Annotated in this window: 15 protein-coding genes; 4 read left to right on the top strand and 11 right to left on the bottom strand. The window is 67.4% G+C overall.

The annotated features are described in order from the left end of the window. Positions 1–2 precede the first annotated feature (2 nt). Positions 3–680, bottom strand: a complete 678-nt coding sequence (locus ACFXIV_RS15520; protein WP_379396791.1) for an HAD-IA family hydrolase — start codon at positions 678–680, stop codon at positions 3–5. A gap of 220 nt (positions 681–900) precedes the next feature. Here ACFXIV_RS15520 and ACFXIV_RS15515 point away from each other — a divergent pair, with 220 nt between their 5' ends. Further along, positions 901–1728, top strand: a complete 828-nt coding sequence (locus tag ACFXIV_RS15515; protein ID WP_379396789.1) for an acyl-CoA thioesterase — start codon at positions 901–903, stop codon at positions 1726–1728. 72 nt (positions 1729–1800) lie between these two features. Here ACFXIV_RS15515 and ACFXIV_RS15510 read toward each other — a convergent pair whose 3' ends face one another. From ACFXIV_RS15510 to ACFXIV_RS15495, 4 genes are all read right to left on the bottom strand, one after another. Then, complete coding sequence (locus ACFXIV_RS15510; RefSeq protein ID WP_379396787.1) at positions 1801–2712, bottom strand: DMT family transporter; 912 nt, start codon at positions 2710–2712, stop codon at positions 1801–1803. A 209-nt stretch (positions 2713–2921) separates the two neighbouring features. Continuing rightward, positions 2922–3560 carry a class I SAM-dependent methyltransferase gene (locus ACFXIV_RS15505; protein WP_379421270.1) on the bottom strand — a complete coding sequence of 213 codons (639 nt, stop codon included), beginning with the start codon at positions 3558–3560 and terminating at the stop codon, positions 2922–2924. 137 nt (positions 3561–3697) lie between these two features. Beyond that, positions 3698–3907, bottom strand: a complete 210-nt coding sequence (locus ACFXIV_RS15500) for a DUF397 domain-containing protein (protein ID WP_379396783.1) — start codon at positions 3905–3907, stop codon at positions 3698–3700. Continuing rightward, a complete protein-coding gene (locus tag ACFXIV_RS15495) occupies positions 3904–4779 on the bottom strand; it encodes a helix-turn-helix domain-containing protein (protein WP_379396781.1) in 876 nt (291 codons plus the stop codon). The genes ACFXIV_RS15500 and ACFXIV_RS15495 overlap by 4 nt, the downstream gene beginning before the upstream one ends. 316 nt (positions 4780–5095) lie before the next feature. Between ACFXIV_RS15495 and ACFXIV_RS15490 the strand changes: the two genes are divergently transcribed. After that, a complete protein-coding gene (locus tag ACFXIV_RS15490; protein ID WP_379396779.1) occupies positions 5096–5296 on the top strand; it encodes a hypothetical protein in 201 nt (66 codons plus the stop codon). A gap of 66 nt (positions 5297–5362) precedes the next feature. Continuing rightward, entirely contained in the window at positions 5363–5863 is a 501-nt protein-coding gene (locus ACFXIV_RS15485; protein ID WP_379396777.1) for an Lrp/AsnC family transcriptional regulator, read from the top strand. 58 nt (positions 5864–5921) lie between these two features. Here the strand turns inward: ACFXIV_RS15485 and ACFXIV_RS15480 are convergent, their stop codons facing one another. From ACFXIV_RS15480 to ACFXIV_RS15455, 6 genes are all read right to left on the bottom strand, one after another. Next, positions 5922–6143, bottom strand: coding sequence for a hypothetical protein (locus tag ACFXIV_RS15480; RefSeq protein ID WP_379396775.1), 222 nt, complete (start codon positions 6141–6143; stop codon positions 5922–5924). A 51-nt stretch (positions 6144–6194) separates the two neighbouring features. Next, positions 6195–7301 (bottom strand): alanine dehydrogenase, encoded by a 1107-nt coding sequence (gene ald / locus ACFXIV_RS15475; RefSeq protein WP_379396773.1) that lies wholly within the window; start codon positions 7299–7301, stop codon positions 6195–6197. A gap of 186 nt (positions 7302–7487) precedes the next feature. Further along, the gene (locus tag ACFXIV_RS15470) at positions 7488–7799 is read right to left on the bottom strand and encodes a DUF3349 domain-containing protein (RefSeq protein ID WP_379396771.1); all 312 of its coding nucleotides are present in this window, start codon (positions 7797–7799) and stop codon (positions 7488–7490) included. A 32-nt stretch (positions 7800–7831) separates the two neighbouring features. Continuing rightward, complete coding sequence (locus tag ACFXIV_RS15465; protein ID WP_379396769.1) at positions 7832–8134, bottom strand: DUF3349 domain-containing protein; 303 nt, start codon at positions 8132–8134, stop codon at positions 7832–7834. 3 nt (positions 8135–8137) lie between these two features. Continuing rightward, entirely contained in the window at positions 8138–8431 is a 294-nt protein-coding gene (locus tag ACFXIV_RS15460) for a hypothetical protein (RefSeq protein WP_379396767.1), read from the bottom strand. Between the two features lie 11 nt (positions 8432–8442). Next, positions 8443–9627, bottom strand: a complete 1185-nt coding sequence (locus ACFXIV_RS15455; RefSeq protein WP_379396765.1) for an anion permease — start codon at positions 9625–9627, stop codon at positions 8443–8445. A 247-nt stretch (positions 9628–9874) separates the two neighbouring features. On the opposite strand from ACFXIV_RS15455, the gene ACFXIV_RS15450 reads away from it, so the two are divergent. Continuing rightward, positions 9875–10990, top strand: coding sequence for a hypothetical protein (locus ACFXIV_RS15450; RefSeq protein WP_379396763.1), 1116 nt, complete (start codon positions 9875–9877; stop codon positions 10988–10990). Positions 10991–11109 lie beyond the last annotated feature (119 nt).

Raw genomic sequence — 11109 nt, 5'->3', positions numbered from 1 at the left:
CGTCAATCTTTTGACTCGAGACCAGCGATGTGGACTGCGATCGAGCCGCCGGGGAGCGGCTCGATTCGAATATGAGTCAGGTCGGGGACGTGGGCGGTCGGGTTGAGGGTGGCGGCGCGGGGGCCGACGCCGATGACGCGCATGCCTGCTGCCTTGGCGGCGGTGATGCCTGCTTGTGAGTCCTCGAAGACCAGGCAGTCGTCGGCTGAAAGGCCCAGTTCGGCGGCGGCTTTCAGGAAGCCTTCCGGGTCGGGTTTGCTCACCGTCACCGATTCGGCGGTGATGCGGATCCGGGGGATGGGGAGGCCGGCGGCGGTCATCCGGGTTTCGGTGAGGACGTGGTTGGCGGAGGTGACCAGGGCGTGGGGGAGGTCGGCGAGGGCGGCCATGAACTCCGGGGCGCCGGCGATGGGTATGACGCCGTCGACGATGGTGGCTTCCTCGGCGAGCATGCGGTCGTTGTCGGCGCGGTTGAGCTCGGCGGGGCGGTCCGGAAGCAGTTCGGCCATGGTCGCCCAGCCCTGGCGGCCGTGGGCGACGGCCAGCACATCGGCTGCTGCCAGGCCGTGCTCGGTGGCCCAGCGTCGCCACAGCAACTCCACTACGGCTTCGGAATTCACGAGTGTGCTGTCCATGTCGAGCAGGAGGCCGCGGGCGGCAAGCGTGGCATCAACCGTCATAAGCTGGTTATAACCACAAGATACCGGGCATGCAATATGTCTCGAATCCGTGTCGCGGGCAACGAATCCTCGCTCATCGCACCTCGGAGCCACACAGCTGCAGGCCCGTGCCGGACCGGTCTATAACGGTCGTTATGGTCGACGGAGGCTAGTCTCCGACGAGACGGAGGGCCACGCGCTCGCGCGCACGAATCTGCACCTGTTCGAAGGAGAATTCGTCTTGGGGTCGACCACAACCCTCGAGCACCCGTTCGATACCGCCACGGCGCTGACGCCGGATGGGGAGGGCCGCTTTCTCGGCCACACCGCCGCCGAGTACTCGAACATGGTGGGTCCCTTCGGCGGGATCACGGCCGCCACCATGCTGCGGGCCGTCCTCGACGACCCGCGCTGCGCGGGTAGTCCACTGTCGCTCACGGTCAACTACGCCGGGCCCATCGCCACGGGAGCGTTCACCATCGACGCCGAGCCTGTGCGGACCAATCGCACCACCCAGCACTGGGTCGTGACCATGCGGCAGGACGACACCGTGGCCACCACCGCGACCGTGGTGTGCGCGCTGCGTCGCTCGACCTGGTCCGACACCGAGATCAGCCCGCCCGCCGCGCCCGCACCGTACTCCCTCGAGGTGGCGGAACTGCCCGAATCGCCTGCGTGGCTGCGGAATTACGAGATGCGGTTCGTGGCGGGCCGCGGGCCGTTCGCCGGGGGCGATGGCGGCGCACCGGCCCCGACGTCCACTTCCACCCTGTGGGTTCGGGACACACCTGCGCGCTCGCTGGACTTTCCGGCCGTGGCGGCGATGAGCGATATCTTCTTCCCGCGCGTCATGCTGCGCCTGGGCCGGATGGTCCCCGCGGGCACCGTCTCGCTCACCACCTACTTCCACGCCGAGCTCGACCCGCTCACGGATCCGGGACAGTTCGTTCTCGCGACCGCCCGGGCACAGCACTTCGGCAATGGCTTCTTCGATCAGTCGGCCCACCTGTGGACCGAAGAAGGCACCGCGCTGGCCACGAGTCACCAGCTCGTGTACTTCAAGGACTGACTCACCACACCGCGGGCAGCAGTCGGCGCGCCCCGACTACGGACAACGGAAGTGGTTGGGGAACAGCGGCGTTCACCGCTCGGCCGGGAATGTCAGGACGGCCAGACCCGCACCGAGGACGACCAGGCCGCACCAGGACAGCACGGGTAGGCGTTCGCCGACAACGGTGACGCCGAGCAGAGCGGCGACCGCAGGCTCGGCGAGCGTCAGGGTGGTGGCGGACGCCACCGTGGTGTGGCGCAGGCCGTAACCGAACAGGCGGTAGGCGAGAAAGGTCGTGAAGAACGCGAGGTGCAGGGCGACCGCCAGGCCCCGCGGCGTGGTCAGCCAGATCGGGCCGGAGGTTGCGACCACGGGCAGGACCAGGACGGCGGCGAGACCGAACATGATGCCCATGACCGAGCCGGAGGCGTGGCCGCGGGTAATGAGGGTGCCGCCGATCAGGGAGTAGACGGCGTAGGTGAGGCCCGCGCAGGCTGCGAGCAGAATGCCCAGCAGGTCGATCGGGGTCGCATTCCCGAATCGCGGCCCCATAACCAGTACGGCGCAACCGATTACGGCCAGCCCGGTGGCGGCACACCATCTCGCGGACGGTCGTCCCCGGCCGGTGAGCCAGGCCAGCAGGCCCGCGAAGACCGGTGCGCTTCCGAGGGCGATGACCGTGGCCACGGCCACGCCGGTGCGGGCCACGGCCGGATAGAAGGTGACCGGATACCCCGCCACGGCACACGCGCCGAGCAGCAGCAGCCACCGTTCCGACACGGCGGCGCGCATCCGATGCCCGCGGCCGGTGACGAACAGCAGCAGTCCGCCGAGGGCCAAGCCGGCCGAACCGATTGCGGCAGAGGATGTTCCGGCTGGAGCCAGCGTTGCCGCGGTACCGGTGCTGCCCCACAGCACCGACGCGGCGAGGATCGGCGCACTACCGCGCCAAGAGGTCGAAGGGGTCTGATCAGGGGTCAGCGTGGACGTGCGTTCGGACACTGTCGAGTACTCCGTCGTCGAATTCCGAAGGGGGAAGGAATCGGAACGGGCGCACGACGGATCCGGGCTGCCGTCGGAGGTCAGCCGGAACGCGAAACGAGAGTCTGCCGCTGCGCCCGATCAGGCGGCCGGCGGCGGCGTGACGGAATGCCAGAACGTACCCATGGGCCGAGACTACCCAACAGCCTCGCGCCCGGTCCGCCCGGTGGTCAGGTGGTGGCGGTTCCGGCGCGTTTCAGAATGATCAGCGGGGTGAGGTAGTGCTCGAGTACGTACCCGCCGAGGGCGTGTGCCGCGCCGGCGGCCTCGTCGACTTCGGCGGCCGTCCAGTCGCTGAAGGTGGTGAACAGATCGTGGATCTGGTCGGCGCTCAGTTCGATTGTCCAGGAGAACCGTTCGACATGGGCGGCGACAAAGTGCCCACTGCCGGTCAGGCGGCGCACCCATGCCTCGGTGTCGAAGTCCGCCGGTCTGCGCGACGGGGAATGGTCGCCGCGACGCGCGACGATCTCGGCTATTCGCTGCCGGAATGGGGTGGTGGCGGCCGACGGGTCGCCGAAGACGTGACGCCACACCGCGAAATGACCATCAGTGACCAGCGCGCGGTGAATTCTCGGCAGCACCACGTCGAGATCGAACCAGTGGACGGCAGTCGCCGCGACGGCCAGATCGAAGGCCGCGGACGGCAAGGGCGCTGCTTCGGCGCTGTCGATGAGCACGGACGCTGCCGGCCATCGACGGTACAGTCGGGCGGCGAGGCCCTGCCCCGGCTCGATAGCGGTGACAGCGGCACCGGCCTGCAGCATCGGCCCGGTCGCCAATCCGGTGCCGGCGCCGAGCTCGACCACCTGGACGCCGGACCGTAGTAACCCGAACTCCCGCAACCGTTTCCACAGTGCGGCCGGGTAATCAGGTCGAGCCCGATCGTAGATCTCTGCATGGGCATCGAAATGCCACGGACCAGGCCCTCGACCGTCCCCGGACATCAGCCGAGATCGAACTTCCCGGCCCGCACGGCAGCGTTGAACACGGCCCAGTCCGCCGGGGCGAACACGAGCACCGGGCTCGAGTCTCCCAGTTTCGAATCCCGTACTCCGACCCTGCCGCGGCTGAGGTGGGCGGCTTCCAGGCATTCTCCGCCCGAATGGCTGTAGCTGGATTTGAACCAATCGGCTTCGGACAGTTCGATGTTCATTCGCCGCACTCCTTGGCTCTCGACAACATGACCTGCCTGGTTGTGACCGGATCCAATGCTACTCGGCTGATCTCGCCGAACGCATGTCGATACCGCCGCACCTCTGGCTCTCGTTCCAGGTAGAGGTCTCCCACAAAACCTTCGATGTAGACCACCGGCGGCTCGACCATCCCGGTTGCCGGAAGTTTGGGAAACTCCAGTAGGACAAAGGATTCCACCACCGAACCGAGATGACTCGGAGCATCGTGGGGAACATACCGAATCGACACGTTCGGCAGCTGGCTCAGATCGGCCAAGTATCGAAGCTGCTCGGCCAGAACTGCTGGTCCGCCGATCTGACCGCGCAGGGCAGCTTCCGACAAAACGACATCGATCTCGAACCCTTTGTCTTCCAATCGGTTCTTTCGCCTCATGGCCATTTCAACGCGCCTCTCCACCTGCTCTGGTGGCATCGTCGGATGCTCGGTCCATTCGATCGCGCGACGATACGCAGGCGTCTGGAACAGTCCGGGTACGTCCGCCTGTCGCCAGAAGGACACGTGGCGGGCGGAAGCTTCCAACCCGAGGTAGTAATCGAAACGAGGCTTCATCGCATCCTCGTACGCCCGCCACCAGTTCTGCTGCGCCGAGGCCATTTCCTGGGTGAGGCCGAGCAATAGGCGGCGCTCGTCGTCGGTGCACTTGTACGCGTCGGCGAGCGCATTGATCCAGACCCGCGACACTTTGGTCTTGAGACCGTCTTCCAGGCGGCCGATGGTCTGTATCGAGGTGTCCACGACCCGCGCCGCGGCGGATCTGGTCAGCTGCGCGCGTTGACGGTATTCGGCCAAGAGTCGACCGAGGGCGCGGGCGGCGAGGGTGGAGCCAGACATTTTCCTAGCCTTTCTATCGAAGGCACTGAAATTTGGAACCCCCCGTAGTGGAAGTCCGGCGCAATAGCCGCGACCGGCCACCCATGGCGGCCCCAAATCTCTTGGCATCGGAGTAAATCTGAGTTCGTGTCCAACCCATCCATCACCGACCATAGCGAATTGCCAACGATGACAATCGAATACGCGCATCTGACCATGCAGACACACCGGAATTGTCCGGTTTCGGTATGTCCGGTGAAGAACCGGGCCAAGCGTCGGCTCATCGCGTGCGGGGCGTCGGCACCCGCCGACGCTCGACACGTAGGGAGTTGATCTGGTGAATCGACCTGTTACGCACAGCATGCCGGACCACCCGGTGCTGAACCTGGAAGTCGCACAACGAGCCTTGGCTCAGCACGCACAGTGCGGTGAGGAGTGCGAGGCAAAGCGGTATTTCAGCCGTCAGGTGCCCTACCTGGAGCGCAGCGGGTACCGGGAGCGCGGCGCCACCAGCTGGAACATCTGGGCCGGTGAGTGACCGCTCGGGACGAATATTCCGTTGATCCGCCCCTCCCGCACGAAGGAAGTTCGATACAGTGCCTCCATGAAGAAGGTTTCTTCAGGATCGAATGTGTCGGGCGGGGCGGTTCCGCTGGATGCCATCGACCGGCTGCTGCTCGACGAGCTCGCCCGCGACGGGCGGATGACCAACAATGCGCTGGCCGCGGCGGCGGGGATCGCACCCTCGACCTGCCTGGGCCGGGTGCGGGCGCTGGTGGAGCACGGGGTGATCCGCGGGTTCCACGCCGATATCGACCCGGCCGCGCTGGGTCGCGATCTGCAGGCCATGATCGCGGTGCGGGTGCATGCGGCGGCGCGCGGCCAGCTGGCCGAATTCGGTGAGCAGATGGCCGCGCTGCCGGAGGTCGAGAACGTGTATTTCATTGCCGGGGCCGACGATTACCTGATCCATGTCGCCACCGCCGACTCCGGCGAGCTGCGCACCTTCGTGCTGGAGCATCTGAGCGCGCATCCCGCCGTCGCGTCCACGGAGACGATCCTCATCTTCGAGCACGTGCGCCCGGGGCATCGCCCCGCGACCTGATCGGCGGCACGGGGGCTGGTGCCATGTCCGGAAAGGTTGGTTCAGCAGGCGGGAACCCTCACGGTCCGACGAACAGTCGTTCGCACGGCAGGCGCGGCAGCAGCCGACAGTCGTCGAAGGTGTTGCGTATGAATTCGATTGTGAACCAATGCTTTTGCCTCCAATCGTGGATCAAGTTGCGTACCGCCACCGCGGTGACCGTGTAGTCGAAGCCCACGTCGGCCAGCCAGATTCGCACGTGGACATCACCTTCGGGCGGGAACCATCCTTCGATGTTCATGGCCGATCGCCATCCCCGGGCATTACCGTGTCGACCTTTCCGGATGTGGCCTCAGGCAGCCAGGGAGTGTGCGGCGTAACCGTGCGCTGCCGCAACCGATTCCGCGAGCAGTTCACCCTTGTGGGTGCTCAGGCCCGCGGCCAGGCCCCGGTCGGCGGCGACGGCGGCGCGCCAGCCCTTGTCGGCCAGAGCTACCGCATAGGGGAGGGTGGCGTTGGTGAGGGCCACCGTCGAGGTGTGCGGCACCGCGCCGGGCATATTGGCCACGCAGTAGAAGATCGAGTCGTGCACCTGGTAGGTGGGCTCGGCGTGCGTGGTGGGGCGGGAATCGGCGAAGCAGCCGCCCTGGTCGATGGCGATGTCGACCAGCACCGAACCCGGCTTCATCTGGGCGACAAGGTCGTTCGAGACCAAGGTCGGCGCCTTCGCGCCGGGCACCAGCACCGCGCCGATGACCAGGTCGGCCTCGCGCACCAGGTTCTCGACCTCGAGCCGGTTGGACATGACGGTGCGCACCTGGCCGTGGTACAGGTCGTCGATCTCGCGCAGGCGCTGAATGTTCAAGTCGAGCACCGTGACCTCGGCGTGCATGCCGTGCGCGACGGCGATGGCATTGCGCCCGGACACACCCGCACCGATCACCACCACGCGGGCCGGGCGCACACCCGGCACACCGCCCATGAGCACGCCGCGGCCGCCACCGCTGCGCATCAGGTGATACGCGCCCGCCTGCGGCGCCAACCGGCCCGCGACCTCGCTCATCGGGGCCAGCAAGGGCAGGGAACCGTCGGGGGCGGTGACGGTTTCGTAGGCGAGGGAGGTGATGCCCGAGGACAGCAGGGCGTCGGTGCACTCCCGGGAGGCGGCCAGGTGCAGGTAGGTGAACAGCATCTGGTCCTCACGCAAGCGCGAATACTCTTCGGCGACGGGCTCTTTCACCTTGAGCACCAGATCGGCGACGCCCCAGACCTCGTCGGCGGTGTCGAGCACCTGCGCACCGGCGAAGCGGTAGGCGTCGTCCTCGAACGTCGAGCCGGCACCCGCACCGGCCTCGACGACCACCTCGTGGCCGCGGGCCACCAGCTCGTGCACGCCGGCGGGCGTGCAGGCCACCCGGTACTCGTGGTTCTTGACCTCGCGGGGAATTCCGATCTTCATCCGCACTCCTGACTCTCTCGACTGGGGTTTCGGCGGGATCGCCGCCAGAGAGTCAGTATGAATATTGTGCGAGATCAGTGCCAGAGGGGTGAATATGATTCTCCGAATTCGCGCTCGACTATCGGAATACTCGAAATCCGCGAGTGCGAGCTGGGTCACACCGAAGCATCTTCGGCGTTTGCGGCGCTACTGCAACGGCTCCGGCCAGCTGTCGTCGATCGGCCAGCCGCCCGCCCGCAAATGGGCGCGGACCCGATCCAGATCGGCGGTGCGCGGCATCTCGTCGGTGAGTTTGGTGATGATCACCCCGACGTCGGCCCGGTCGGCAGGCAGCGCGCCGAGCAGCACCAGCTCGGCGGCCACCTGCCGCACCTCGTCCTCGGACAGCCGCCGGGCCAGCACGGCCAGCAGCGGCAGATAGTCGGTGTCGGGAACACCGTGCGGGTACCCGGCGCGCAGCCAGCCGACAATTCTGGCCAGTAGCTCGGACAACTCCATCGGTGCTCGGTTCCACTCTGCCGGCACGGAATTCACGCCTCGGACGGGTCGCCCAGCGGCCACCCGCCGGCCGCCAGCCGGGCCGCGACCCGGTTCACGTCGTCGGCGCCGGGCTTCTCGTGGGCGAGCTGCGCGATGGCGGTTTCGATGGCGGCCCGGTCCAGCACGCCGCCGGAGGCGAGCAATCCCTCGATGACCTCGTCGACTTCGCGGTCGGTGAGCTTGCGGTGCAGCACCGCGAACAGGGCCACGTAGTCCTCACGCGGGACGCCGTGCGGGTAGCCCGCACGCAGCCAGGCCAGGACGGTGGCGAGGATCGAACGATTGGTCGTCATGGCTCACTTCTTCGGGGGTTTCGCGCCGAACAACTGGATGTCGAAGGTGTGGCTGATGAAATCCTTTGCGATATAGAGGATTCCGGCGGCGACCACGATCAGGGCGGCCGCGAAGCAGAGGTAGGCGATGGCGGAGACGACCACGTTGCGGTTGGCGGTGGCCGGGCCGTCGGCGGCCGGTTCCAGGGCCCAGAGCCGGACGCCGATCCCGAAGATCACCGGCACCCCGACCCCGAGCACCAGCGCGATCAGCGTGACCTCGCCCAGGGACTTGGCGATGGCGTTGAAGGTGTGCATGCTCGCTCTCCTCAGGCCGCGGCGGTCTCGCGCGGCGGGGCCGACGGGGTGCGGCCGTCCGCCCAGTCGTCGTTGACATTGCTGGTGTCGATCGGATTGCGGCGCGAGCGCAGGTACATGGAGACCGACAGGGCGATCAGCACGGCCAGCACGATCAGCACACCGAGCAGGCCACCGCCGAGATCGGCGACCCACCAGCAGGCCGCGCCGACCAGACCGGCCAGCGGCAGGGTCAGCACCCACGCCACGGCCATGCGGCCCATGACACCCCAGCGCACCTCCGCGCCCGGCCTGCCCAGGCCCGTGCCCAGGATGGATCCGGTCGCGGTCTGGGTGGTCGAGAGCGGCAGGCCGAACTGGGCCGAGGTGAGAATGATGGCCGCCGAGGAGGTTTCGGCCGCGAAGCCCTGCGGCGAATCGATCTCCACCAAGCCCGTGCCCAGGGTGCGGATGATGCGCCAGCCGCCCAGATAGGTACCCGCGGCGATCGCCAGGGCGCAACACACCTTCACCCACAGCGGAATGTCGTCGGCATTGGTGTAGGTGCCGCGGGCGACCAGGGCCATGAAGATGACGCCCATGGTCTTCTGGGCGTCATTGGTGCCGTGGGCCAGCGAGACCAGGGACGCGGAACCGATTTGGCCCCAGCGGAATGCGGTGCTCACCCGGTCCTTGCGGGAGTGGCGGGTCAGCCAGTAAACCGCGTAGGTGCCCAGTCCGGCCACCAGTGCGGCGACGAAGGGGGCCAGCAGGGCCGGAAGGATGATCTTGTTGATCAGGCCGGTCTTCTGATCCCCGGTCCAGATCACGCCGCTCGCGCCCAGCGCGGCGACCGCGGCCCCGATCAGGCCACCGAAGAGGGCATGGGAGGAACTCGACGGAATTCCGACCAGCCAGGTGAACAGATTCCACAGAATTCCGCCGACCAGGCCCGCGAAAACTATGTGCAGCAAGGCCATACCGTGGATACCGCCGATATTCAGCAGCCCACCCGAGACCGTCTTGGCGACCTCCACCGACAGAAACGCTCCGACCAGGTTGAGCACGGCCGAAAGGGCCACTGCCACCCGGGGAGCGAGCGCGCCGGTTGCGATGGAGGTCGCCATCGCATTCGCCGTGTCGTGAAACCCGTTGGTGAAATCGAACGCCAACGCGGTAACCACCACGATCAAGAGAACCAGTAGCTCAGCGCTCACAACTCCAGTGTCACAACGGAATACCGCGCGCATCATGGCTACACGCCGGTGTTCACTCGAAATTCAATCGGATAACCCCGGGACGGTCGCCCGGGGTTGTCCCGATCACCTCCTCCCGCAGGATTCGGAGTCGAGCAGGGGCCGGAGGTGGGCGGACTACGCCGTCAGTGAAATGAGCGCGCAGCGGCGGTGTTTCGCGGTGAGAATGAGGCGGGCCGCTGGGGCCCCGAGGTTCGGGAGGGTGTTGATGGACGAGGTGCTGCTCACGCCGCCGGATGCCGCCGAGGTGCGGTTCCTGGCGCGGGGTGTGGTCAGTGCGGCGGCAGGAGAGGCGGGGTTGACGCCGCTGCAGGAGTTGCTGGTTCCGGCCTTGTTCCTGTCGATGACCGGGCATCCGGTGGAACTGGCCGAGGTGCGCCCGATCGGGGCGGCGGAGTTCGCGGACGGCCTGGCGCGGCGCAATCGGGTGTTCCGGGAACGGATCGTGCAGACCATGCTGCTCGCGGCACTGGTGGTGCGGCCGCTGCCCGCGGAAGTGGGAAACCGGCTGCGGGAGTTCGCCGATGCGCTGGGCGTCGACGACGACATGATCGCTGTTGCGCAGCGCTACGCCGAGGGCGCGGTGGATCTGGCCGCGGTCGACTTCACCCGCAATGGCTATCTGGGCAATACGAATACGCTGCGGCTGGACGCGCTGCACACCGAGGGCCTGGACAGCTCGTGGAGCGCGGTCACCGACGATCCGGTGCTGGCCGGGCGCTGGGCCGAACTGTGGGACCTGCCCGTCGGCACGCTGGGACGCGGTGTCGCCGACTTCTACCGTGACCGGGGCTTCGTCACCCCCGGTCTGCCCGGTTCCGCGCCGCCGCTGCTGGCCCAGCACGACTGGGTGCACGTGCTCGCCGGGTACGGGACCACCCTCGAGAACGAGATCGAGGTCTTCGCCTTCATGGCCCGCGCCAATGACGACCCGCGCGCGTTCAGCCTGCTGGCCATGGTGATTTCGCTGTTCGAGACCGGGTACCTGCGCGCGGGCGCGGGCCTGTTCGAGGCCGACGAGGGCCACCTCAGCACCCGGGGCATGGCCGAACGGCTCGGCGATGCCATGCGGCGCGGCGCGCTCACCCAGGGCAGCCACGACTTCCTCGACCTGGACTGGTTCTCGCTGGCCGACCGCCCGATCACGGTGGTGCGCAACGAGATCGGCCTGGTCCCCAAGGCCGGGTCGGCGCTCGCGGCGGGCTCGGCCGGACCGTGGCAGCCCGGCGGGATCACGCCGTACCAGCTGAACTCCTCGAAAAATGCCGCGGAGGCGTCGGGACGGCCCTACGTGCCCTGGCAGCCCGACCCGTCGCGCGACTGACCGGCTTCAGCGACAGTCAGGTCTGAGAGTCAGGTTTGCTGTACGAGGGTCGTCCCCGGTAGCCCGGGTGAGCGGTGCGAGCGCCTCGCGCACTGCTCACCCGGCATGCTGATCCGTCG

Source organism: Nocardia sp. NPDC059236 (assembly GCF_042754085.1).
Classification (GTDB): domain Bacteria; phylum Actinomycetota; class Actinomycetes; order Mycobacteriales; family Mycobacteriaceae; genus Nocardia.
Note: the sequence above shows the minus strand (reverse complement) of the source record. Positions and strands in the feature narration are given on the sequence as shown.

Coding starts and splice junctions, on each gene's coding strand:
- ACFXIV_RS15500 (WP_379396783.1), bottom strand. CDS start 3,907: ATGAACATCGAACTGTCCGAAGCCGATTGGTTCAAATCCAGCTACAGC.
- ACFXIV_RS15480 (WP_379396775.1), bottom strand. CDS start 6,143: ATGAACATCGAAGGATGGTTCCCGCCCGAAGGTGATGTCCACGTGCGA.
- ACFXIV_RS15450 (WP_379396763.1), top strand. CDS start 9,875: ATGGACGAGGTGCTGCTCACGCCGCCGGATGCCGCCGAGGTGCGGTTC.
- ACFXIV_RS15485 (WP_379396777.1), top strand. CDS start 5,363: ATGAAGAAGGTTTCTTCAGGATCGAATGTGTCGGGCGGGGCGGTTCCG.
- ald (WP_379396773.1), bottom strand. CDS start 7,301: ATGAAGATCGGAATTCCCCGCGAGGTCAAGAACCACGAGTACCGGGTG.
- ACFXIV_RS15460 (WP_379396767.1), bottom strand. CDS start 8,431: ATGCACACCTTCAACGCCATCGCCAAGTCCCTGGGCGAGGTCACGCTG.
- ACFXIV_RS15495 (WP_379396781.1), bottom strand. CDS start 4,779: ATGTCTGGCTCCACCCTCGCCGCCCGCGCCCTCGGTCGACTCTTGGCC.
- ACFXIV_RS15465 (WP_379396769.1), bottom strand. CDS start 8,134: ATGACGACCAATCGTTCGATCCTCGCCACCGTCCTGGCCTGGCTGCGT.
- ACFXIV_RS15520 (WP_379396791.1), bottom strand. CDS start 680: ATGACGGTTGATGCCACGCTTGCCGCCCGCGGCCTCCTGCTCGACATG.
- ACFXIV_RS15470 (WP_379396771.1), bottom strand. CDS start 7,799: ATGGAGTTGTCCGAGCTACTGGCCAGAATTGTCGGCTGGCTGCGCGCC.